Source organism: Streptomyces sp. S186 (assembly GCF_051603415.1).
GTDB lineage: Bacteria > Actinomycetota > Actinomycetes > Streptomycetales > Streptomycetaceae > Streptomyces.
Genome location: NZ_CP193932.1, coordinates 2,189,256 through 2,211,731 on the forward strand (window position 1 = coordinate 2,189,256; position 22,476 = coordinate 2,211,731).

Annotated in this window: 16 protein-coding genes and 1 riboswitch; of the genes, 6 read left to right on the forward strand and 10 right to left on the reverse strand. The window is 72.4% G+C overall.

From position 1 onward, the window contains the following. Window positions 1-103: 103 nt before the first annotated feature. Entirely contained in the window at window positions 104-1,390 is a 1,287-nt protein-coding gene (locus ACRAS8_RS09215; RefSeq protein ID WP_438485457.1) for an MFS transporter, read from the forward strand. A gap of 649 nt (window positions 1,391-2,039) precedes the next feature. Further along, entirely contained in the window at window positions 2,040-3,380 is a 1,341-nt protein-coding gene (locus tag ACRAS8_RS09220) for a D-arabinono-1,4-lactone oxidase (protein WP_438485458.1), read from the forward strand. Window positions 3,381-3,503: 123 nt separating this feature from the next. On the opposite strand, the gene ACRAS8_RS09225 is transcribed toward ACRAS8_RS09220, so the two are convergent. Further along, on the reverse strand, window positions 3,504-4,664 hold the full coding sequence (locus tag ACRAS8_RS09225; protein WP_438485459.1) for a hypothetical protein: 1,161 nt from the start codon (window positions 4,662-4,664) through the stop codon (window positions 3,504-3,506). Window positions 4,665-5,160: 496 nt separating this feature from the next. Between ACRAS8_RS09225 and sepH the strand changes: the two genes are divergently transcribed. Further along, complete coding sequence (sepH, locus tag ACRAS8_RS09230) at window positions 5,161-6,207, forward strand: septation protein SepH (RefSeq protein ID WP_438485460.1); 1,047 nt, start codon at window positions 5,161-5,163, stop codon at window positions 6,205-6,207. A 113-nt stretch (window positions 6,208-6,320) separates the two neighbouring features. On the opposite strand, the gene ACRAS8_RS09235 is transcribed toward sepH, so the two are convergent. Further along, window positions 6,321-7,160: a sulfurtransferase gene (locus ACRAS8_RS09235; protein WP_438485461.1), complete on the reverse strand. Its 840-nt coding sequence runs from the start codon at window positions 7,158-7,160 to the stop codon at window positions 6,321-6,323. Window positions 7,161-7,410: 250 nt separating this feature from the next. Between ACRAS8_RS09235 and ACRAS8_RS09240 the strand changes: the two genes are divergently transcribed. Beyond that, on the forward strand, window positions 7,411-8,184 hold the full coding sequence (locus ACRAS8_RS09240; RefSeq protein WP_438485462.1) for a VOC family protein: 774 nt from the start codon (window positions 7,411-7,413) through the stop codon (window positions 8,182-8,184). 32 nt (window positions 8,185-8,216) lie between these two features. Here the strand turns inward: ACRAS8_RS09240 and ACRAS8_RS09245 are convergent, their stop codons facing one another. The 4 genes from ACRAS8_RS09245 to ACRAS8_RS09260 form a co-directional block, all read right to left on the reverse strand. Beyond that, on the reverse strand, window positions 8,217-8,894 hold the full coding sequence (locus ACRAS8_RS09245) for a thymidine kinase (protein WP_438485463.1): 678 nt from the start codon (window positions 8,892-8,894) through the stop codon (window positions 8,217-8,219). A gap of 95 nt (window positions 8,895-8,989) precedes the next feature. Then, the gene (locus ACRAS8_RS09250) at window positions 8,990-10,180 is read right to left on the reverse strand and encodes an alkaline phosphatase family protein (protein WP_438485464.1); all 1,191 of its coding nucleotides are present in this window, start codon (window positions 10,178-10,180) and stop codon (window positions 8,990-8,992) included. Then, complete coding sequence (locus ACRAS8_RS09255) at window positions 10,180-10,773, reverse strand: DUF5998 family protein (RefSeq protein WP_438485465.1); 594 nt, start codon at window positions 10,771-10,773, stop codon at window positions 10,180-10,182. Before ACRAS8_RS09255 ends, ACRAS8_RS09250 begins: the two co-directional genes overlap by 1 nt. A 38-nt stretch (window positions 10,774-10,811) precedes the next feature. After that, on the reverse strand, window positions 10,812-13,754 hold the full coding sequence (locus ACRAS8_RS09260; RefSeq protein ID WP_438485466.1) for a bifunctional acetate--CoA ligase family protein/GNAT family N-acetyltransferase: 2,943 nt from the start codon (window positions 13,752-13,754) through the stop codon (window positions 10,812-10,814). Window positions 13,755-13,952: 198 nt separating this feature from the next. Between ACRAS8_RS09260 and ACRAS8_RS09265 the strand changes: the two genes are divergently transcribed. After that, window positions 13,953-14,234, forward strand: coding sequence for an HPr family phosphocarrier protein (locus ACRAS8_RS09265; RefSeq protein ID WP_026247283.1), 282 nt, complete (start codon window positions 13,953-13,955; stop codon window positions 14,232-14,234). 501 nt (window positions 14,235-14,735) lie between these two features. Here the strand turns inward: ACRAS8_RS09265 and ACRAS8_RS09270 are convergent. The 4 genes from ACRAS8_RS09270 to ACRAS8_RS09285 all read right to left on the reverse strand — a co-directional run bounded on the left by ACRAS8_RS09270 (window position 14,736) and on the right by ACRAS8_RS09285 (window position 19,671). After that, window positions 14,736-15,422, reverse strand: a complete 687-nt coding sequence (locus tag ACRAS8_RS09270) for a GntR family transcriptional regulator (protein WP_438485467.1) — start codon at window positions 15,420-15,422, stop codon at window positions 14,736-14,738. Between the two features lie 240 nt (window positions 15,423-15,662). Further along, complete coding sequence (locus ACRAS8_RS09275; RefSeq protein ID WP_438485468.1) at window positions 15,663-16,442, reverse strand: M23 family metallopeptidase; 780 nt, start codon at window positions 16,440-16,442, stop codon at window positions 15,663-15,665. 13 nt (window positions 16,443-16,455) lie between these two features. Beyond that, window positions 16,456-16,611: riboswitch (cyclic di-AMP (ydaO/yuaA leader) on the reverse strand. A gap of 298 nt (window positions 16,612-16,909) precedes the next feature. Beyond that, window positions 16,910-18,292 (reverse strand): M16 family metallopeptidase, encoded by a 1,383-nt coding sequence (locus ACRAS8_RS09280; protein ID WP_438490397.1) that lies wholly within the window; start codon window positions 18,290-18,292, stop codon window positions 16,910-16,912. A gap of 38 nt (window positions 18,293-18,330) precedes the next feature. After that, window positions 18,331-19,671: a M16 family metallopeptidase gene (locus ACRAS8_RS09285; protein ID WP_438490399.1), complete on the reverse strand. Its 1,341-nt coding sequence runs from the start codon at window positions 19,669-19,671 to the stop codon at window positions 18,331-18,333. Window positions 19,672-19,985: 314 nt separating this feature from the next. Here ACRAS8_RS09285 and ACRAS8_RS09290 point away from each other — a divergent pair, with 314 nt between their 5' ends. After that, window positions 19,986-22,430 carry a DNA gyrase/topoisomerase IV subunit A gene (locus ACRAS8_RS09290; protein ID WP_438485469.1) on the forward strand — a complete coding sequence of 815 codons (2,445 nt, stop codon included), beginning with the start codon at window positions 19,986-19,988 and terminating at the stop codon, window positions 22,428-22,430. The last annotated feature ends 46 nt before the right edge of the window (window positions 22,431-22,476 follow it).

Sequence of the window (22,476 nt, forward strand, 5' to 3'; positions counted from 1 at the left end):
GAAGACGGGCGGAAAACGGGAGGCGCCGGGCGCCTCACCGCCCGTAAGCTGTATCGGCCACAGACATTCCTTACCGTTTTCCTCACCCGGCGGAGCACCCCCGTTGCCCAGTCCCTACCGCGCCATTTTCGGCCGCCCCGGCACCAAGTCGTTCTCCGCCGCAGGGCTGCTGGGGCGGATGCCGCTGTCGATGACGGGCATCGGCATCGTCACGATGGTGTCCCAGCTGACCGGGCGGTACGGCCTGGCCGGGGCGCTGTCCGCGACGCTGGCGCTGTCCGCGGCGGTCCTCGGGCCGCAGATCTCCCGTCTGGTGGACCGGCACGGCCAGCGCCGGGTGCTGCGGCCGGCCACGCTGGTGGCGCTGACGGCGGTCGCCGGGCTGCTGCTGAGCGCGCAGCAGCGCTGGCCGGACTGGACGCTGTTCGCCTTCGCGGCCTGCGCGGGCTGCGTGCCGAGCGTGGGCTCGATGGTGCGGGCGCGCTGGGCGGAGCTGTACCGGGGGGCGCCGCGGGAGCTGCACACCGCGTACTCCTGGGAGTCGATCGTCGACGAGATGTGCTTCATCCTCGGCCCGATCCTGTCGATCGGGCTGTCGACGGCTTGGTTCCCGGAGGCCGGGCCGCTGCTGGCCGGGGTATTCCTGGCGGCGGGGGTGTTCTGGCTGACCGCGCAACGCGCGACGGAGCCGGTGCCGCATCCGCGCGAGCAGCACACGAAGGGGTCGGCGCTGCGGTCGCCGGGGCTGCGGGTGCTGGTGGGGACGTTCGTGGCGACCGGCGCCATCTTCGGGGCGATCGACGTGGTGACCGTGGCGTTCGCCCAGGAGGCGGGCCACAAGGCCGCGGCGAGCCTGGTGCTGGCGGTGTACGCGCTGGGGTCGTGCGTGGCCGGTGCGGTGTTCGGGCTGCTGCACCTGGCGGGGCCGCCGTCGCGCCGGTGGCTGGTGGGGGTGGCCGCGATGGCGGTGAGCATGGTGCCGCTGCAGCTGGCGGCGTCGCTGAGCGGATCGCTGGTGCTGCTGGCCGGCACGCTGTTCCTCGCCGGGCTGTCGATCGCGCCGACGATGGTCACCACGATGGCGCTGGTCGAGGAGCATGTGCCGCGGGCGCAGCTGACCGAGGGCATGACGTGGACGAGCACCGGTCTCGCGGTGGGTGTGGCGCTGGGTTCGTCGGCGGCCGGCTGGGCGGTGGACGCGGCGGGTGCCGCGCGTGGCTACCTGGTGCCGCTCGCCGCGGGTGTACTTGCCGCCCTGGTGGCGCTCGCCGGCTACCGCTGGCTGCGCCCCCGCGCCGTCCGTCCCCCGCTCTCCCCCACGGCCGCCGGCTTCCCTGCTCCCGCGGAGCCCCCGGCCGCCGAACGCCACGACGAGACCCGGGCGGGCTGACCCGGGGCATACGGGAGCGGCCTCACGGGACGGGGACCAACTGGGCGCCGCGTGCGCGCTGTTGCCACATCGAGGCCGCGGGCCGGCGTGACCCTCCCGCGAGATGACGCTCCCCGTATACACCGCCGGTACGGCCACCCCTCCCCTCTGCGCCATCACCATCACGTCGCCGCTCCGCCACCCACGTCGTCGGCTTCCGTCTTGCGCACCGTCCGCGCCGTCGACACGAATCCGCCGGTACGAGTCCGACGGCAGGAGTCTGCCGGGAGGGGCCCGACGGCAGGAGTCCGCCAGCACAAGTCGGCGTCCGTACACCGGTGACACACAGCGGGCCCGTTGCGTCGGCATACGGGGCAGCACCCACCACCCCACCCCCGCAGGTGAGTTCACAGGCGTGCCGTTGACTCCGCGAGTCGACCGCCTCCGCTTTCCCCGCCCGGTGAACGGGGCGGCGGAGCCAGCTGTGGGCACCCTCCGAATTTCCGTGTTACCGGCGGTACGACATGTCCGGGAGCCGTGCGATTGCGCCCGTTTTCGGGGGCGTGTGATTCCCGTCACCCCACCTGGAAGCGGCGTCGGCGGCTGGCATCATGCGCTGACCAACGGCGGTCGCACGCGGCCGGCCCGCGCGGAGGGAGGGATCGTCACCATGACAGTCACCGACGTCATAGGCGGCTCGAGAGGGCGCGGTTCGGCTGCGCCCTGGCGGAACTGGGCGGGCAATGTGACCGCCCGTCCGGCCCGGACCGTGGCGCCGGCGAGCACCGAGGAGCTGGCGGCCGCCGTGCGGGCCGCCGCCGCGGACGGACTGACGGTCAAGGCGGCCGGCACCGGTCACTCGTTCACCGCGGCCGCCGCCACCGACGGGCTGCTGATCCGCCCCGAGCGGCTCACCGGAATCCGCCGGATCGACCGCGCGGCAGGGACCGTCACCGTGGCCGCCGGCACTCCCCTCAAGGACCTCAACCGGGCGCTGTCCGCGCACGGGCTGTCGCTGACGAACATGGGCGACATCATGGAGCAGACCGTCTCGGGCGCCGCCAGTACGGGCACTCATGGCACCGGCCGGGACTCGGCGTCGATCGCCGCGCAGATCACCGCTCTTGAACTGGTCACCGCCGACGGCTCGGTACTGCGCTGTTCCGTCGGGGAGAACGCGGAGGTGTTCGCGGGGGCGCGCCTGGGTCTGGGCGCGCTGGGCGTGGTCAGCGAGCTGACGTTCGCGGTGGAGCCGGAGTTCCTGCTGACCGCCCGCGAGGAGCCGATGCCGTTCGACGAGGTGACCGACCGCTTCGGTGAACTGGCCGCCGAGAACGAGCACTTCGAGTTCTACTGGTTCCCGCACACCGGCAACTGCAACACCAAGCGCAACAACCGCAGTCAGGGCCCGGCGGCGCCGCCCGGGCGGGTGAGTGGCTGGATCGAGGACGAGCTGCTGTCCAACGGGGTGTTCCAGGTGGCGTGTGCGGTCGGCCGGGCGGTGCCAGCGGCGATACCGGGCATCGCGAAGGTCTCCAGCCGGGCACTGTCGGCACGCACGTACACCGACATCCCCTACAAGGTGTTCACCTCGCCGCGGCGAGTGCGGTTCGTGGAGATGGAGTACGCGCTTCCGAGGGCGGCGGCCATCGAGGCGCTGCGTGAGCTGAAGGCACTGGTGGAGCGGTCGAACTTCAGGATCAGTTTCCCGGTGGAGGTGCGCACGGCACCGGGCGACGACATCGCACTGTCCACGGCGTCGGGCCGGGACACTGTCTACGTCGCGGTGCACATGTACCGGGGAACTCCGTACCAGGGGTATTTCGGCGCCGTCGAGCGCATCATGACGGCGCACGAGGGGCGGCCCCACTGGGGCAAGCTGCACACGCGCGACGCGGCGTACCTCGCGGAGGTCTATCCGCGGTTCGGTGAGTTCACGGCGCTGCGCGACCGGCTGGATCCCGAGCGCCGGTTCGCCAACGGGTATCTGCGGCAGGTGCTGGGTGAGTGAGCGGCGGCCGGCCGGCCGCTGATGTGCCGCGGCCCGGTGTCCCGTGGGGGGCACCGGGCCGCGGTGGTGGGTGGTCCGCCGGTGGGCGGTCCGCCCGTTGGGGGCGATCCTTCGTCAGGGGTTTCAGGGGGAGTTGGGGTCGGGGGTCCGGCCGCCGCCGGACTTCTGGTCGCTCTGCTGGTGGCCCGGGGTGGCGCCGCCGCCGGTCGCGCCGGAGCCGTCGCCCTTGCCGCCGTCGGTCCCGTCGGAGGGGTGCGGCGACGCGTCGGGGGACGAGGACGGGCCGGGGCTCGGGGAGTTGGTGCCGCCGTCGCTCGGGGACGGCGTCGGACTCTGCCCGCCGCGGCCGGTACCGCTCTCGGAGCCGTCGGTGCCGCTGCCGCCGGAGTGGCTGGGGCCGGGCGACGGCGTACCGCCGTCTCGACCGGTGCCGTGGCCGGTGGAGTGGCCGGGGTCCGGGGTCTGCGGGGTGCTGGGCCGGTGCGGGGAGACGTTGCCGCTGATGAGGTTGCTGACGGTGGTGCCCTTGGCGCCGCTCGGCGTCTGATCGGTGATCAGCTCGGTGGCGGTGACCGCGCCCATGGCGAGCACGAAGACGGCGAGTGCGCCGAGCGCGGGCCGCTTCCAGCCGCGCAGCCGGGTGCCGTAGGTCGCGCTGGCCTCCTCGGTCCCGGGGAGCGTCGCACCGGGCGCGCCGGCCTGCGGGAGGACCGCTGTCGCGTCGTCGCCTCTCCGGGAGACCCGGCCCGGCGCCATGGTCCGCTCGGCGGGCCGCGCCATCAGCTGCGTCGCCTCCGGGTCGGGGCCGGATGGCTGCTGCTGGGCGCGCGGGATCAGCTGGGTGCGGGCGGTGGCGGGTCCGCGGTCACGGGCCGCTACGGAGGTGACCGGGTCCTCGGTGCCCTTCTTGTCGAAGGTGGGCAGCACCGTCGTGGGGCCGGCGGGCCCCTGGGTGCCGGTGGTGGCCTCGGATCGGGGGGTGGGCTGGGATCGGGGGGTGGATGGGGATCGGCGGGTGGAGACGCGGCGCGGCTTGGGTCTGGTGGTGACCGCTGCTTCCTTGATCTGCTCACCGGTGCGCCGGAACAGGTGCTGGAATATGGAGCCGCCGGTCGTGGCGACGACACTGACGACACCGGCGCCGATGATCGTTCCGTACAGGCTGAGCTGACCGGCGAGGTACGCGGCGACGGCCGCGGCGAGCGCGCTGCCGGCGACCTGGGCGACGCTCAGGTCGATCCGCTTCTCCTTTTGCTTCGTGTCGGCTTCGGTTTTTTCGTCCATCTCCTACCTTTGATCGCCCCTTCGATCCATCTTGCATGGAGAAGTGACCAAATGGTGGGTTCAATAGTTCCGAATCTGTGGAATCTGTGAACCTCGCCACCCTTGTCGCAGGTAGAGAGGTCGACAAGGTGACTTGCCCGGACCGTTCGGCAAGAACTTCCGCGGCGCGGCGGTCCACTTCGGTGGCCCGAATGGAGTACTGTGGCGAGCCCTGGCCCCGGTTCCCGTCCGGCTGCCCGGACCCGCGGGAGGGGCACTGAAGGTGACACCCTCCCTGGGGCGCCGTCGCTCGGCACGGGTGATCGGTGACAGGGCAAGCGGCATGGTCACTGAGCGTTGCGAACTGGTAACCGTGTCATAACGGCGCCGTTGGGCCAAGTCCCGACACGCCGGGCAACTCGGCAATGTTGTGGCAGGCTGCACCCGGGCAGGCCACACTCGACTAGCGGAAGCAGCGACGCACGTGACGTCGGCAGGCACCACCCGGGAGGTCCCCATGCCCGAACTGCGTGTCGTGGCCGTCTCCAACGACGGCACACGGCTGGTGCTCAAGGCTGCGGACAGCACCGAGTACACGCTTCCGATCGACGAGCGGCTGCGCGCCGCCATCCGCAACGACAGAGCGCGGCTGGGCCAGATCGAGATCGAGGTCGAGAGCCATCTGCGCCCCCGGGACATCCAGGCGCGGATACGAGCCGGTGCCTCCGCCGAGGAGGTCGCCCAACTCGCCGGCATCCCGGTGGACCGGGTGCGCCGCTTCGAAGGACCGGTGCTGGCCGAGCGGGCGTTCATGGCCGAGCGGGCCCGCAAGACCCCCGTACGCCGCCCCGGCGAGAACACCGGTCCTCAGCTGGGCGAAGCGGTCTCCGAGCGGCTGCTGTTGCGCGGCGCCGACAAGGACAGCGCCCAGTGGGACTCCTGGCGCCGGGACGACGGCACCTGGGAGGTGCTGCTTGTCTACCGCGTCGCGGGTGAGCCCCGGTCGGCGACCTGGACGTACGACCCGCCGCGCCGGCTGGTGCAGGCGGTGGACGACGAGGCCCGGGCACTGATCGGCGAAGCCGACGACACCCCCGAGCCGAGCTTCCCGTTCGTGCCCCGGATCGCCCGGCTGCCGCGCGACCGGCCGCTGGACCGCACCCTGGACCGCCAGCCCCCCGAGCGGTCCGGCGACGACCGGGAGCGGGAGGGGCGCAGCGAGGAGGCCGCCGGTGAACGGGAGCGCGACTCGCTGACGAGCCTGCTGGAGGCCGTCCCCAGCTTCCGGGGCGACATGGTCGTACCGGACAGCGCCAAGGCGCCGCAGCAGGACGAGGCGGAGCAGACCGAGGTCGAGGAGCCGCCGGCCCCGGCGGCGAGCGCGGGCGCGGGTTCGGCGTACGCCGATGTGCTGATGCCGCGGGCGGTCGCCGGCCACCGCGACCGGCTGACCGGGACGACGGACCGGCAGGCCGAGGCTGACGGGGTGCGTCCCGGACGCCGGGCCGCGGTGCCCAGTTGGGACGAGATCGTCTTCGGTACCCGGAGGAAGAAACCGGAATAGCCCGGAACGGCCGGTCTTCCGGCCCTGCTTGTTCGTGACGGCTCCGCCCGCTCCCTGTGCGCAGGGGGCGGGCGGAGCCGTTGCGCGGGCCCGTCGCGGGCCTCAGCGGCCGCTCAGCCGGGCTGTGGGCCGGTGGCGATGGGCCGGGAGGGGTCGGCGCACCATTCGCTCCAGGAACCGACGTACAGCGCCGCGGGGATCCCGGCGACGGCGAGGGCGAGGACCTGCTGGGCGGCGGAGACGCCGGAGCCGCAGTAGACGCCGACCTCGGTGTCGGCGGTGGCGCCCAGGGCCGTGAACCGCTTGGCCAGTTCGGCGGCGGGACGGAAGACCGTGCTGCCGGCGGCGACGTTCTCGGTCGTGGGGGCGGACACCGCGCCGGGGATGTGACCTGCCACCGGGTCGATGGGTTCGGTCTCGCCCCGGTAGCGCTCGCCCGCCCGCGCGTCCAGGAGGACGCCGCGGCGGGCCAGGGCGGCCGCGTCGTCGGCGGTGAGCAGCGGCATCGCACCGGGCACGGGGGTGAAGTCACCGACCCGCGGAGTCGCTTTGTCGACACTCATGGCGCCGCCGAAAGCCTGCCAGGCGGCAAGTCCGCCGTCGAGAACCCGCACGTTCGGGTGACCCGCCCAGCGCAGCAGCCACCACGCGCGGGCGGCGGCCCAGCCCTGGCCACCGTCGTAGGTGACCACCGGGCGGCCGGCACTGACGCCGGCCGCCCGCATCGCGGCGGTGAAGACGGCGAGGTCGGGGAGCGGGTGCCGGCCCGCCGCGCCGGGCGGGCCGGCCAGTTCGGCGTCGAGGTCGACATAGACCGCGCCGGGCAGGTGGCCGGCCTCGTACTGGGGGCGACCGGGCGGGCCGCCGAGCTGGTAGCGCACGTCCAGCAGCAGCGGAGCGTCGGGGCCGGCCAAGTCGCTCGCGAGTTCGGTAGCGGTGATGATGGCATTCATGGGACTCATCCTTGCGTAGCGATGACTACGTACGGAAGGCGGGCGCCCACCCTCCGTATGACGGAGTTGCACGGCGTCGTCACACCGCCGAAACAGAAGAGAAACGTCAAAACGGGCATTCTCCCTCGCGAACGCGCCATGGACGGCGCGGCCGGGACGCGCACCCGGTGACAGGGTGCGAGCATCTGCTCGTGACCCGCGCCCGTACCGCACATGGCCAGCACCCCGATGCTCCGAGGAGAGTGTGACGATGACGACCGAGGCAGCAGCCCGGCGGATGCCCGGTGCGCCCTGCTGGGTGAGCCTCCTGGCACACAACCTGCCCGCCACGCAGGAGTTCTACGGCGCGCTCTTCGGCTGGGAGTTCCGCCCGGGCCCGCAGCACTTCGGTCCGTACGCCCGTGCCTTCCTCGACGGCCTGGAGGTGGCCGGGGTCGGTGAACTGGCGGCCGACCGGCACCTCCCGGTCGCCTGGACCACCTATCTGGCCAGCGACGACGCGGATGTGACCGCCGAGCAGATCCGCTCCTGCGGCGGCACCGTGGGCGTGGGCCCACTGGACGCCGACGACGCCGGCCGGATGGCGATCGCCTCCGACCCGCAGGGTGCCATCTTCGGCGTCTGGCAGGGCAGAACGATGCTGGGCACAGCGGTCAGCGGCGGGCCCGGCACCCCGGTGTGGAACGAACTGGTCACCCAGGAGACGGGCTCCGTCGCCCCGTTCTACGAGCACGTCTTCGGCTTCGAGTCCGAGGCCGTGATCTCCGCCGACCTCGACTACCTGACGCTGCACCTCAAGGGCAAGCCGGTCGCCGGCATCCACGGCGTCGGCAACGCGCTGCCGCGCGACCGCGGGCCGCACTGGATGACGTACTTCGCGGTCTCCGACACCGACGCCGCCGCCCGCCGGGTCGTCGAACTGGGCGGCCACGTACTGCGGCCGGCGCGGGACTCGGCGCACGGCCGGCTGGCGACGGTCGCCGACAACGACGGCGCGGTCTTCACCCTCGTCCAGCGGCACTGAGGCGTGCCACGCGCCGTGGCGGGCGGGCGCGGCTAGCGCGGCGCGTCGACCGGCAGGACGTCCGGGGAGAGCGCGGCCGCGTGGGCGGTCGCCGCGGTCTGCCGACGGCGGTGGTGGCGCCGGCACAGCACCTCGTAGCCGACCTCCGCCGGCCGGTCCGGCGCCTCGCCGGAGGCGTCGCCGCGCACATCGCCGACGACGACCTGTGCGCCCTCGACGACCATCCGGCCGTCGACCGTACGGGCGTTGTGGGTGGCGCGGGCACCGCACCAGCACAGCGCCTCCACCTTCAGCACCTCGATGCGGTCGGCGAGTTCGATCAGCCGCTGGGAGCCGGGGAAGAGCTTGGTGCGGAAGTCGGTGGTGATGCCGAACGCGAAGACGTCCAGCCCGAGGTCGTCGACGACCCGGGCGAGCTGGTCTATCTGGCCGGGGCCGAGGAACTGCGCCTCGTCGACGATGATGTAGTCGACCCGGCCGCCGGAACTGAGGCGGTCGACGACATGGACGTAGAAGTCCAGGTCGTCCGCCGCCTCGACGGCCTCGGTGACCAGGCCCAGGCGGGAGGAGAGCTTGCCGCGGCCGGCCCGGTCGTTGCGACTGTAGATCAGGCCCTGCAGGCCGCGGGCCGAGCGGTTGTGCTCGATCTGCAGTGCCAGTGTCGACTTTCCGCAGTCCATCGTTCCGGAGAAGAACACCAGCTCGGGCATGGGGGGTGGCGGGCCTTTCGGGCTCGTACGGGAGGGACCGTGCGGGTCGGGCAGTACGGGGCGTGCGGAGGGGCGCGGTACAGGTGTGGTACGGGTCAGGTGCGGACCTCGAGGAGCGGCACCAGCTGCTCCACCGGGGTCATGGAACCGTGGAGACCGACCATCTGCGACTCCCCGGGCTCCCGCTCGCTCGCGATGATCGCCATGTCGGCATGGGCGGCGGCGACCACATCGCCGATCCGGGCGCGGACGCGGTCGTCGACGTGCGGCCCGAACCAGCCCGCGGCGATGGCCTCCTCGCGGCCGGCGACCCACATCTGGTCGCCGACCACCTCGCGCCACACGGCAAGCACGTCGGCGGCCGCGCCCGGGTGCGCGTACACGTGCCGGGCCCGGCCCTCGCCGCCCAACAGGCGTACGCCGGCGCGCAGTTCCCAGTCCTCGTCGAAGTCGATCCGGGAGTCGGGGTCGAAGGGGATGTCGATCATCCCGTGGTCGGCGGTGATGTACAGGGCGCTGCGCGGCGGGAGTTGTTCGGCGAGCCGCTGGGCGAGCCGGTCCACGTAGAGCAGTTGGCCGCGCCAGGCGTCGGAGTCGACGCCGTAGCGGTGGCCCTTGGCGTCGACCTCGGAGTAGTAGGTGTAGACGAGCGAGCGGTCGCCAGCGGCGAGTTGTCCGGCGGCGAGGTCCATCCGCTCCTCGCCGGAGAGCCGGCCGTGGAAGGTGCCGCCGCTGAGCGCGATCCGGGTGAGCGGGGTCTGGGCGAAGTCCGGCGCGGAGACCTGGCAGGTGTGGATGCCGGCGGCCTCGGCGAGCCGGAAGACCGTCGGGTAGGGCTGCCAGGCGTGCGGATCGGTCCAGGGGCGCCAGCGCAGTTGGTTCATCAGCGCGCCGGTGGCCGGGTCCTGGCAGGTGTAGCCGGGCAGGCCGTGGGCGCCCGGCGGCAGGCCGGTGCCGACCGAGGCGAGGGAGGTGGCCGTGGTGGCGGGGAAGCCGGCGGTGAGCGGCAGGCCACTGCCGTTGAACGAGGTGTCCAGGAGGGAGGTGAGGAACGGTGCCTCCCCCGGGTGGGCGCGCAGCAGCTCCCAGCCGAGGCCGTCGATCAGGAAGACGCAGGCACGGTCGGCGGGAGCCAGCTCCATGCCGGTCGTGACACCGGGCAGGCCCTGGCCCGTGGTGATGGCGGGCAGCAGGTCGGCGAGCGAGCCGGTGCCGTAGCGGGGCACCGGGGCGGTGAGCGGGTCGAGCGGTTCCGGTTCCGGCCAGACGGGTGCGGTGTGGGCCATCAGCGGGTGCTGGTGGTGGCCGCGGTGGCCTCGGAGAGCGCCTGGGCGAAGGCGAGGGTCTCGCGCACCGAGTCCGGGCCGTCGCCGGCCTCGCTGACCCGGAGGGAGAGGTCGTCGGCGGTGGACGAACCGGTGTAGCCGTGGTCGGCGTCGCAGTTGGGGTCGCCACAGCTGGCGGGCTCCAGGTCGAGGCGCGCGACGGCGCCCCAGCCGATGGTGAGGACGACCTCGCGGGGCAGCTGGCCGGGGGTGTAGGACTCGGGGTTGGCGACGACGCGACTGAGCACCACGGACGAGATCCGGCCGAGCTTGACGGACTCCGTGGAGGTGGTGGCGTACGGGGACGGGGAGGTGGCGTCGGCGGCCTGCTCGTCGGTGTGGCTGACGATGAAGCGGGTGTCGGTGAGTACCAGGACCGTGACGTGGCGGCGGACCTCGTTGGCGTCGAAGGTCGTCTCCTGGTGGACGAGGTACGACACCACCGGCTCGCCGCCGACCGCGGCCTGCACCGCCTCGGCCACGAGCGTCGGGTAATAGCCACTGCGCTCGATCGCCGCGCGCAGCCCCTGGGTCGTCGTACCGGTCTTAGCCATGAGGTCCATCTTACGGGGCGTACCGGGCCGCGAGAGCCTCAGTAGACGGGCAGCCGGCGAGGGCCGAGGTCGGTGGTGGCGGGCGGTCTGGCAAGCCGGACGGAGGCGCCGAGGACGGCCAGGCCGCGCGGGGCGACGACGACCGGTTCGAGGTCCACGGCGACCACCTCGGGGTGGTCGTCGACCAGCCGGGAAACCCGCAGCAGGAGCTCCTCCAGGGCGGCGGTGTCCACGGGCTGGGAGCCGCGCCAGCCGAAGAGGAGCGGGGCGCTGCGGATCGACCGGATCTGCTCGGTGACCTCGCGGTCGGTGGCCGGAATCAGACGGTGGGCCATGTCGCCGAGCAACTGGGAGGGCGCACCGGCCAGCCCGAAGGAGAGGACCGCGCCGGCCGAGGGGTCGATGGCGGCGCGGACGACGGTGTCGACGCCGCGCGGCACCATCGCCTGGACGACCGGCCACAGCTCCTCGGGGGAGCCGAGGAAGTCGGTCAATTCGGTGTAGGTGCGGCGGAGTTCGGCCTCGCCGGCGATGTCGAGCCGGACGCCGCCGAGGTCGGCGCGGTGTCGCAGGTGGGGGGCGGTGGCCTTGAGTGCGACCGGGTAGCCGAGCCGGGCGGCGGCGCGGACGGCGGCGTCCGGGTCGGGGGCCGGGAGGGCGGGGCGGATGGGGATGCCGTAGCGGGCGAGCAGCGCCTCGGCGTCGGCGGGCGGCAGTGCGACGGAGCGGCCGGGGGCGACGTCCCGGGTGAGCCGGTCGAGCAGCCGCTCGATGTCGGTACCGGCGGCCGCCTCCTGGATGTCGTCGTATTCGGGCACCCGGCCTGGTTCGGCGGCCGTGCGGCGCCAGGCGGCGTACCGGACGGCCTCGGCGAGGGCGCGGACGGCGCGCTCGGCGGCGGGGTAGGCGGGGATGAGGACGGGGCGGGGGTCGGGCGGGGCCTCGGGGGCGGCGGCCTGGCGGGCCTCCGGGGTGGAAGCCCGGCCCGGGGCAGGCCCATGGGGCGGCTCGGCGGGGGTGCGTCCCGAGGTGTCGGGGGCGGGGCTCTGGGCCGCGGTGGCCGGCTCCTGGGGTGCGTGCGGCGCGTAGGGCTCGGGCGGGGCGGCGAGCGTCTCGGCCAGGTCGTCCATGGCGAGGTGGACGACGGTGACCGGTTTGCCCGGGTCGGCGGCGACCGCGGCGCGCAGGGCGGCGGCCAGCGCGTTGCCCTCGCTCCCGCCCGGGGTGGCGGTGCCCTCCTCCCCCACCCACGGGATGGCGGTGACGATGACGGCGTCCCAGCCGTCGCCGGCGAGCGCCTCGGCCAGGGCGGCGCGAAAGTCCTCCGGGGTCGCGTCGGAGGGCAGGACGTACGGGCGCTGCGGGCGCAGCCCCTCGGTGAGGCAGGTGTCGTAGGCCAGCAGGGCCAGCGATTCGGAGTTGCCCAGGATGGCGACGCGCGGGCCGGCCGGCAGTGGCTGGGAGGCCAGCAGGAGTCCGGCGTCGATCAGTTCGGTGACGGTGTCGACGCGGATCACACCGGCCTGGCGCATCAGGGCGGCGACGGTGCTGTCGGGGACGCGGACGGTGGGCACGGCGTGGCCCATGGGGGCGGCGCCGTGGTGCCGGGCCCCCTTGGCGACGACCACGGGCTTGACGGCGGCGGTGCGGCGGGCGAGCCGGGCGAACTTCCGGGGGTTGCCGATGGATTCCAGGTAGAGGATGGCGACGTCGGTGTGCGGGTCGTCGTACCAGAACTGGAGGAGGTCGTTCCCGGAGACGTCGGCGCGGTTGCCGGCCGAGACGAAGGTGGAGATGCCGGCGATACCGCCGTCGCCGGGGCCGCGCTCGTGCAGTCCGCTGAGCAGGGCGATGCCGATCGCGCCGGACTGGGTGAACAGGCCGATCCGGCCGGCGCCGGGCATCCGGGGGGCGAGCGAGGCGTTCAGCCGGACCTCGGGGGCGGTGTTGAGCAGACCGAAGGCGTTGGGGCCGATGAGGCGCATGCCGTAGGAGCGGACCTGGCGGAGCAGGGCGCGCTGCCGCTGGCGGCCCTCGGGGCCGGACTCGGCGTATCCGGAGGAGAGGACCAGCACTCCCGGGACGCCGTGTTCGCCGCAGTCGCGGACGACGTCGGGGACGCCGGCCGCGGGGACGGCGATGACCGCCAGGTCGACGGGCTCGGGGATCTCGCGCAGCGAACGGACGGCGGGGACGCCCTCGGGCTCCAGGCGGCGCAGGTCCTCGGGGAAGGCGTGGTTGACGGCGTGGACGCGGCCGGTGAAGCCGGCGTCGAGGACGTTGCGCAACGCGGTGCGGCCGAGGCCGCCGGGGGCGCGGCCGGTGCCGATGACGGCGATCGCGGCGGGGGCGAGCAGCCGCTGGACGGAGCGGGCCTCGGCGCGCTGCTCACGGCCGCGCATCACGGCCATGGACTGCTCGGTTGGTTCGAGGTCGAACTCCAGGCGGACGACGCCGTCCTCGAAGGTGCGCTTCTGGGTGTAGCCGGCGTCCGTGAACACCTTGATCATCTTGGTGTTGGCGGGCAGCACCTCGGCGGCGAACCGGCGGATGCCCCGTTCACGGGCGACGGCGGCGATGTGCTCCAGGAGGGCGGAGGCGACACCGCGGCCCTGATGGGCGTCCTGGACGAGGAAGGCGACTTCGGCCTGGTCGTGCTCGCGGCTCCTGGCGGGCCGTCCGCGGTCGTCGATGCGGTCGTAGCGGACGGTGGCGATGAACTCGCCGCCCACCGTGGCGGCCAGGCCGACCCGGTCGACGTAGTCGTGGTGGGTGAACCGGTGGACGTCGCGGTCGGACAGGCGGGGATACGGGGCGAAGAAGCGGTAGTACTTCGATTCGTCCGAGACCTGCTCGTAGAAGGAGACCAGCCGCTCGGCGTCGTCGGGCGTGATGGGCCGGATGCGTGCCGTGCCGCCGTCGCGCAGAACCACGTCGGCTTCCCAGTGGGTCGGGTACGCGTGATCCGGCGGCGTCTGCATGCGGACAGAGTACGGCGGGGCACCGACAACGGGCTCGACGTGCGTACGCTCGATTTCCCGGGCCTCGCCTCGGGACCAGGGGCCTGGAAGGAGGTCCGGGCGGCCCGGCCGGGAACCCGGGACGGAGAGCCTCGGGACCACTCCGGACCGCATGCCAGAATGGTCTAGACAACAGTCACGACTTTGAAGGGCAACACCATGGCAGAGCGCCGCGTCAATGTCGGTTGGGCCGAGGGCCTGCACGCCCGCCCCGCGTCGATCTTCGTCCGAGCGGCCACCGCCTCCGGTGTCCCGATGACGATCTCCAAGGCGGACGGCAACCCCGTCAACGCCGCCTCCATGCTCGCGGTCCTGGGCCTGGGCGCCCAGGGTGGCGAGGAGATCGTGCTGGCCTCCGACGCCGAGGGCGCCGAGGCCGCGCTCGACCGTCTGGCGAAGCTGGTCGCGGAGGGACTTGAGGAGCTCCCCGAGACCGTCTGAGGAGCGCCGGGGCCGGGTGCCCCTTCCCCCACCTCTGCTGACGCGGCCCCGCCGCGGTGACCGGGACAACCGGGTGCCGCGGCGGGGTCGTTTCGCTGGGGCGGCTCCACGGGGACCCTGCCCCTCCGGAGCGCCCTCGGTGTCGCGCCCGGCAGCGGACTCGACGGCCGGCGTCTCACTGACGTCCGGAAGCTCGCGGGGAGAAGGAGAAGAGGCCACCGGGACATTAGACACGAGCCCGGAAAGGCCGGCACGGCTGTTTTCTCGTAGCGAATCGCTGGTTTCCGGCGTGGCGAAGCGCTGGAAAACCCGGCATCGGCAGCCAGAATCCGCGCCCCGCACATTTCTCACGGGGACTACGGAAACAGGAACGGGGAACGGGTGCAGATTATGGAGCGTGAAGGGCCGGGTACGAGCACTCCACCTTCATCTCCTCGCCTTCTCGACATCCTCACCCACACAAGCAATTCCTTTTCCGCCTCTTTGTATACGGGGCCATTGTTAAGCCCGGGCGCGTGCCGTGTTGACGGGGCGTTTCGGGTCCCTCACAGCGGGAGCGGCGCGCCGCAGCCGGTACACGGGAAGCGACCGTTCGATGTGCGCCGCCATGAGGGCACGCGCCCGTTCCGCATCACCCCGGGCCACCGCGTCAAGTACGGCACCGTGCTCGTCCCACGATGCGGTGACTCGGGACGGTGGCTCCATGACGTACATCCACTCGATCTTGCGTCGCAGCTGGGTGAGAAGCGCGGTGAGGCTGGGGCTGCCGGCCGCCTGGGCGAGCGTTTCGTGGAACCAGCCGTCCAGTTGGCGCAGGTCGGCGGGGTGGCCGTGCCGGGCCCGCTCGCGGCCGAGCCGTACCAGGCCGCGCAGCACCTTCAGATGGGCGGAGGTGCGGCGGGCGGCAGCGCGGGCGGCGCCCAACGGCTCCACGAGGGCGCGCAGATCGAGGAGGTCGGCGGCCTCCTGCTCGGTCAGTTCGGCGACACAGGCGCCGGCGTGATGGCGGGTGGTGACGAAGCCTTCGGACTGGAGAGTGCGCAGCGCTTCCCGTACGGGGACCCTGGATACGCCGTACCGCGCGGCGAGAATGTCCTCGATCAGCCGACTGCCCGGCGCCAGCGCGCCGGAGACAATATCGTCGCGAATCGCCGTGCACACCGCATGCGCGGAAATATGGCCTCGCATCGTCCGTGCCTCCGCCGTAATCCCCGGGAACGCCGCCCCTCTGACAACATTCCCTGACCCTATTCGACCATGGGGAATTCTCCCTCGGGATCTCGTGAATCCACCGGAGCTTTTCGGCCGATGCGCGGCCACTCCCGCGGACCCTGTGCCGGCCTTTCCCGGGATACGGCGGAGCCCCGGCCTGCCGGGGTGGCGGGCCGGGGCTCCGGGGGACGGTGTTGCGGCGGAGGTCCAGATGGGTCAGACGGTGACGCCGTGCGCGCGGAGGTAGGCGACCGGGTCGATGTCCGAACCGTAGTCCGGGCCGGTCCGCGCCTCGAAGTGGAGGTGCGGGCCCGTGGTGTTGCCGGTGTTGCCGGAGAGGGCGATCTGCTGCCCGGGGGTGACCGCCTGGCCGACCGTCACCCCGATCGACGAAAGGTGACCGTATTGGGTGTACGTACCGTCGTTCATCTTGATCACGACGTTGTTGCCGTACGCGCCGCCCCAGCCAGCCTCGACGACGGTGCCCGAACCGACCGCGTGAACGGGAGTGCCGTAGGCGGCGTGGAAGTCGATGCCGGTGTGGCTGCCCGAGGACCACAGGCCGCTGGACGCCTTGTACGCCGTGGAGACATAGGAACCGGTCACAGGGGCGACGAAGGTGTTGAGGCGCTTGCGCTCGGCCTCGCGGGCGGCGCGCTCCTTGGCCGCGCGCTCCTCGTCGGCCTTCTTCTTCGCCACCTCGGCGCGCCGAACGGCCTCCGCCTCGGCCTTCGCCCTGGCCACCGCGGCCTCGGCGGCGGCCTGCTGCGCGTCCGCCTGGGCCTCGATCCGGACGGCGAGTTCGTCACCCATCACGACGGCCTGCTGGAGGCCGGTGTCGTGGGGAGCGGGCTCGTCCGTGGCGGCCAGCGCGGGCGACGCCACGGAGGCCACGACACCGGAGGCGGCGAGGGTGGCTATGCCGGCGAGGTTGCGGGTGGTGCGAGCGGTGCGACTCGCGCGGCGGTGCTTCCCGGTGGCACGGGTGAACGCCATGTAGGGGCTGGTCCTTTCCTTCCTTCTCGCCTACCGGGTTAGCTGACGGGTTCGGAGCAGGAAGGTCTCCTACGGGCCCCTCCGGGGAGGCGCCCGATTCACCCCAAGGGACATGTGGGTCCCCGGCTCCCCTGGCTCGCGCCATACGGGGACTCGGCGATGACTGTCCGGTGCCACTGGTGTGGCGGACTTGTGACGAACAGCCGGACCGACGCTAATCGGGACAACTTTCGATCGGCAAACAGAACCGGATTTTTGTGCGCCACGCCACACGCGAATCGGGCAACCGGCACAACCGGCCGGGCACCCTCGACCGTCCGCGCAGCGCGGTTCCCACGGTCATTCTCACCGCTGACCCGGCGGGACATGACGCACACGCGAAGCGGCTCCCGTGGCAAGTGCCTGCCACGGGAGCCGCTTTGTCGACAGATGACGAGCCGTCGGGTGAGGGCCCGTCACACCGAGGGTCAGCCGCTGACGACCGTCGCCTCGCCGATGCCCAACGCCTTGACCGGTTCGGCGATCTGGGCCGCGTCACCCACCAGGACCGTCACCAGCCGGTCCACCGGGAAGGCGTTGACGACCGCGGCGGTCGCCTCGACGGTGCCGGTCTCCGCGAGCCGGACGTACAACTGCGCCTGGTAGTCGTCGGGGAGCTGCTGCTCCACCTGGTCGGCCAGCGTGCCGGCGACCGCCGCGGCGGTCTCGTACTTCAGCGGCGCGACACCGACGAGGTTCTGCACCGCGACATCGCGCTCGGCGTCCGTCAGCCCCTCTGCCGCGAGGGTGCGCAGCACCGTCCACAGGTCCTGGAGGGCCGGCCCGGTGGACGCGGTGTCCACCGACCCGCTGATGGCGAGCAGGGCGGCGCCGGTGGCCCCCTCCGGGGACGACGGGGCGGTGGAGCGCAGTACCTGTCCGAAGGAGCGCACCCCGTAGGTGTAGCCCTTCTCCTCGCGCAGCACGCGGTCCAGACGGGACGTGAGGGTGCCGCCCAGGCAGTACGTGCCGAGCACCTGGGCGGGCCATACCTGGTCGTGCCGGTCGGCACCGATCCGCCCGATGAGCAGCTGCGTCTGGACGGCACCGGGACGGTCGACGATCACCACGCGGCCGGTGTCGTCGGCGACTACCGGCGAGGGCTTCCACGGTTCGGCGGTGGAGCCCGTCCAGGCGCCCAGGGTGTCGGCCAGCGCCGCGTCCAGGTCGACGCCGGTGAAGTCGCCGACGATGACGGCGGTGCCGGTGGCCGGGCGGACGTGGGCGTCGTAGAAGGCCCGGACGGCGGCCGCGTCGATCCGCGCCACGGTCTCCTCGGTGCCCTGACGGGGCCGCGACATCCGGGAGGTGGCCGGGAACAGCTCCTTGGAGAGCGCCATCGCGGCACGCCGGGCCGGGTTGGCCAGCTCGTGCGGGATCTCGTCGAGGCGGTTGCGGACCAGCCGCTCGATCTCGCTGTCCGGGAAGGCGGGGGCGCGCAGCGCGTCGGCGAGCAGGCCGAGGGCGCGCGGCAGCCGGGAGGCCGGGACCTCCAGGGAGACCCGTACACCGGGGTGGTCGGCGTGCGCGTCCAGGGTGGCGCCGCAGCGCTCCAGCTCGGCGGCGAACTCCTCGGCGGTGTACTTGTCGGTGCCCTCGGACAGGGCGCGGGCCATGATCGTGGCGACGCCGTCGAGGCCCTCGGGCTCGGCCTCCAGGGGCGCGACGAGGTTGACCTCCACGGCGACGACCTGCTGGCCGGGGCGGTGGCTGGTCAGGAGGGTCAGGCCGTTGGCCAGCCGGCTGCGCTCGGGGGCGGGAAAGGCCCACGGCTTGGGGGCGCCGCCCCGGGGCTGCGGGTGGAATTCCATGGTGCTCACGGGGGCGTCTGCGGGGGTGGTGGCGTCGGTCACTTGGCCGCCTCCTCTTCCTCGGTGCCGGCGGCGTCGGTCTGCGCGGTGGGCTCGTAGACGAGCACGGCGCGGTTGTCGGGGCGCAGCCGGGCCTTGGCGACCGCCTGCACCTCCAGCGGGCTGATCTCCAGGACGCGCTGGACGGCGGTCAGCGCGAGCTGCGGGTCGCCGAACAGGACGGCGAAGCGGCACAGTTCGTCGGCGCGGCCGCTGACCGTGGCGAGCCGGTCCAGCCATTCGCGCTCCAGCTGGGCCTGGGCCCGCTCCATCTCCTCAGGAGTCGGGCCCTCATCGGCGAAACGGGCCAGTTCCTCGTCGACAGCGGCCTCAATGGCGGGCACCTCCGTGCCGCCGGACGTCTTCACGTCCAGCCAGCCCAGCGAGGGCGCACCGGCCAGCCGCAGCAGGCCGAAGCCGGCGGCGACCGCGCTCCGGTCACGGCGCACCAGGCGGTTGTACAGGCGCGAGGACTCACCGCCGCCCAGGATGGTGAGCGCGATGTCGGCGGCGTCGGCCTCGCGGGAGCCGTCCTGCGGGAGGCGGTAGGCGGCCATCAGGGCCCGGGAGGGGACGTCCTCCTTGACGACGGTGCGGAGCTGGTCACCGATGATCTCCGGCAGGCTGCCGTCGCGCGGCGGCTGCTTGCCGTCGTGCGACGGGATCGAGCCGAAGTACTTCTCCACCCAGGCCAGCGTCTGCTCGGGGTCGATGTCGCCCACGACGGACAGGACCGCGTTGTTGGGCGCGTAGTACGTGCGGAAGAAGGCCCGCGCGTCCTCCAGGGAGGCGGCGTCGAGGTCGGCCATCGACCCGATGGGCGTGTGGTGGTACGGGTGCCCCTCGGGGTAGGCCATGGCCGTCAGCTTCTCGAAGGCCGTGCCGTAGGGGACGTTGTCGTAGCGCTGGCGGCGCTCGTTCTTGACGACGTCGCGCTGGTTCTCCAAGGACTCCTCGTCGAGCGCGACCAGCAGCGAGCCCATCCGGTCCGCCTCCAGCCAGAGGGCGAGCTCCAGCTCGTGGGCGGGCATGGTCTCGAAGTAGTTGGTGCGCTCGAAACTGGTGGTCCCGTTGAGCGAGCCACCGGCGCCCTGGACGAGCTCGAAGTGGCCGTTGCCCTTCACCTGCGCGGACCCCTGGAACATCAGGTGCTCGAAGAGGTGAGCCAGACCCGTACGGCCCTTGACCTCGTGGCGCGAGCCGACGTCGTACCACAGGCAGACGGCCGCCACCGGCGTCAGATGGTCTTCGGAGAGCACCACGCGCAGGCCGTTGGCCAGCCGGTGCTCGGTCGCTGTCAGGCCGCCGGAGCCGGCTTGTTCTGTGGCCGTGTGACCCATGGGCATGTACGTCCCTTCGATCCGCTTGCGAGGAAGTTCTGTCACTGTATGCAACCGCGTCGGCATCTGGCGAAGTTCCCGTGAGGAAGGGCCCCGAACGTGCGCCGCGGTCCGCGGCGGGGCGCGAAGGGGGGAGTCGTGGTGAGCGTTGTCAGTGGGGCGGTCCACAATGGTCCGCGTCAGACTCATCGGACTCGCCGGTCGGTCCGCCGGCCGGGCGGTCAACGTTGGTCCCCGGCGTTGGCCCGAAGCGTTGACCCAACAGCGTTGATCACACATCGGCAGTAGACGCAGCAGAAGGAGCCGCAGCCGCGATGGCCCGCCGCAGCACGAAGACCCCGCCGCCGGACGACTTCGAGGAGAGGATCCTCGACATCGACGTCGTCGACGAGATGCAGGGTTCCTTCCTCGAGTACGCGTATTCGGTCATCTACTCCCGCGCCCTGCCGGACGCCCGCGACGGTCTCAAGCCCGTGCACCGCCGCATCCTCTACCAGATGAACGAGATGAGCCTGCGGCCCGACCGCAGCTATGTGAAGTGCGCCCGGGTCGTCGGCGAGGTGATGGGCAAGCTCCACCCGCACGGCGACGCGTCGATCTACGACGCCCTGGTGCGCATGGCGCAGCCGTTCTCGATGCGGCTGCCCCTGGTGGACGGCCACGGCAACTTCGGCTCCCTGGGCAACGACGACCCGCCCGCCGCGATGCGGTACACCGAGTGCCGGATGGCGTCGGCGACGTCCCTGATGACGGAGTCCATCGACGAGGACACCGTCGACTTCACGCCGAACTACGACGGCCAGGAGCAGGAACCGGTCGCCCTCCCCGCCGCGTATCCGAACCTCCTCGTCAACGGATCGTCCGGCATCGCCGTCGGTATGGCGACGAACATGCCGCCGCACAACCTCGGCGAGGTGATCGCCGCGGCCCGCCACCTGATCAAGCACCCGAACGCCGATCTCGACTCCCTGATGCGGTTCGTACCGGGGCCGGACCTGCCGACGGGCGGCCGGATCGTGGGCCTGAACGGTGTACGGGACGCGTACGAGAAGGGCCGCGGCACGTTCAAGATCCGCGCCACGGTCTCGGTGGAGAACGTCACCGCCCGCCGCAAGGGCCTGGTCGTCACCGAACTCCCCTTCACGGTCGGCCCGGAGAAGGTCATCTCCAAGATCAAGGACCTGGTGGGGGCCAAGAAACTCCAGGGCATCGCGGACGTGAAGGACCTCACCGACCGCGAGCACGGCCTGCGCCTGGTGATCGAGGTGAAGAACGGCTTCAATCCGGAGGCCGTGCTGGAGCAGCTCTACAAGCTCACCCCGATGGAAGAGTCCTTCGGCATCAACAACGTCGCCCTCGTGGACGGCCAGCCGCTGACGCTCGGCCTCAAGGAGCTGCTGGAGGTCTACGTCGACCACCGCTTCGACGTGGTGCGCCGACGCAGCGAGTTCCGCCGCACCAAGCGGCGCGACCGGCTCCACCTCGTCGAGGGCCTGCTGACGGCCCTGGTGGACATCGACGAGGTCATCCGCCTGATCCGGTCCAGCGAGAACAGCGCCCAGGCCAAGGAGCGCCTGATGGCCCGGTTCTCGCTGAGCGACGTGCAGACGCAGTACATCCTGGACACCCCGCTGCGCCGGCTGACCAAGTTCGACCGGATCGAGCTGGAGGCGGAGCGCGACCGGCTGGAGGCCGAGATCGCGGAGCTGACCCGGATCCTGGAGTCGGACGCCGAACTGCGCAAGCTGGTCTCCGGTGAGCTGGCCTCGGTCGCGAAGAAGTACGGCACACCGCGCCGCACGGTCCTGCTGGAGTCTGCGGGCACCTCGGTCGCCGCGGTGCCGCTGGAGGTCTCCGACGACCCGTGCCGGGTGCTGCTGTCCTCCACGGGCCTGCTGGCGCGTACGACCACGGCGGAGACGTCGTTCGACGCCGACGCCAAGCGCGCCAAGCACGACGTGATCGTCTCGGCGGTACCGGCGACGGCGCGCGGCGAGGTGGGCGCGGTGACGTCCCTCGGGCGGCTGCTGCGGCTGACGGTGATCGACCTGCCGCAGCTTCCGGACTCCGCGACGCCCAGTGTCGCCGGTGGTGCGCCGGTCTCGGAGTTCCTGAGTCTCGAGGACGGCGAGCAACTGGTGTGCCTGACGACACTGGACGAGTCCTCGCCGGGGCTCGCGCTCGGCACGGAGCAGGGCGTCGTGAAGCGGGTGGTGCCCGACTATCCGTCCAACAAGGACGAGTTGGAGGTCATCACTCTCAAGGAGGGCGATCGCATCGTGGGCGCGGCGGAGCTGCGTACGGGCGAGGAGGACCTGGTCTTCATCACCGACGAGGCACAGCTGCTGCGGTATCCGGCGTCGCAGGTACGGCCGCAGGGACGGCCGGCGGGCGGTATGGCGGGCATCAAGCTGGGCCAGGGCGCGAAGGTGATCGCCTTCGCGGCGGTCGATCCGGCCACGGACGCCGCGGTGTTCACGGTCGCCGGTTCGCACGGCACGCTGGACGACTCGGTGGCGACGGCCAAGCTCACCCCGTTCGACCAGTACCCGCGCAAGGGCCGGGCCACCGGTGGTGTGCGCTGTCAGCGGTTCCTGAAGGGCGAGGACTGCCTGACGATGGCCTGGGTCGGTCCGGCGCCGGTGCGGGCCGCTGACGCCAAGGGCGCACCGGTCCCGCTGCCGGATCCGGACCCGCGCCGGGACGGCTCCGGAGTGGCACTGGCCAAGCCGGTGACAGCACTGGCCGGCCCCGTGTAACGACGGCGGCAGGACAGACCGCGCACGATGCCGCCGGGGTGGTGAA

Coding starts and splice junctions, on each gene's coding strand:
- ACRAS8_RS09265 (WP_026247283.1), top strand. CDS start 13,953: ATGGCAGAGCGCCGCGTCAATGTCGGTTGGGCCGAGGGCCTGCACGCC.
- ACRAS8_RS09255 (WP_438485465.1), bottom strand. CDS start 10,773: ATGGCTAAGACCGGTACGACGACCCAGGGGCTGCGCGCGGCGATCGAG.
- ACRAS8_RS09260 (WP_438485466.1), bottom strand. CDS start 13,754: ATGCAGACGCCGCCGGATCACGCGTACCCGACCCACTGGGAAGCCGAC.
- ACRAS8_RS09220 (WP_438485458.1), top strand. CDS start 2,040: ATGACAGTCACCGACGTCATAGGCGGCTCGAGAGGGCGCGGTTCGGCT.
- ACRAS8_RS09245 (WP_438485463.1), bottom strand. CDS start 8,894: ATGCCCGAGCTGGTGTTCTTCTCCGGAACGATGGACTGCGGAAAGTCG.
- ACRAS8_RS09285 (WP_438490399.1), bottom strand. CDS start 19,671: ATGGGTCACACGGCCACAGAACAAGCCGGCTCCGGCGGCCTGACAGCG.
- sepH (WP_438485460.1), top strand. CDS start 5,161: ATGCCCGAACTGCGTGTCGTGGCCGTCTCCAACGACGGCACACGGCTG.
- ACRAS8_RS09250 (WP_438485464.1), bottom strand. CDS start 10,180: ATGGCCCACACCGCACCCGTCTGGCCGGAACCGGAACCGCTCGACCCG.
- ACRAS8_RS09240 (WP_438485462.1), top strand. CDS start 7,411: ATGACGACCGAGGCAGCAGCCCGGCGGATGCCCGGTGCGCCCTGCTGG.
- ACRAS8_RS09270 (WP_438485467.1), bottom strand. CDS start 15,422: ATGCGAGGCCATATTTCCGCGCATGCGGTGTGCACGGCGATTCGCGAC.
- ACRAS8_RS09275 (WP_438485468.1), bottom strand. CDS start 16,442: ATGGCGTTCACCCGTGCCACCGGGAAGCACCGCCGCGCGAGTCGCACC.
- ACRAS8_RS09235 (WP_438485461.1), bottom strand. CDS start 7,160: ATGAATGCCATCATCACCGCTACCGAACTCGCGAGCGACTTGGCCGGC.
- ACRAS8_RS09290 (WP_438485469.1), top strand. CDS start 19,986: ATGGCCCGCCGCAGCACGAAGACCCCGCCGCCGGACGACTTCGAGGAG.
- ACRAS8_RS09225 (WP_438485459.1), bottom strand. CDS start 4,664: ATGGACGAAAAAACCGAAGCCGACACGAAGCAAAAGGAGAAGCGGATC.
- ACRAS8_RS09280 (WP_438490397.1), bottom strand. CDS start 18,292: ATGGAATTCCACCCGCAGCCCCGGGGCGGCGCCCCCAAGCCGTGGGCC.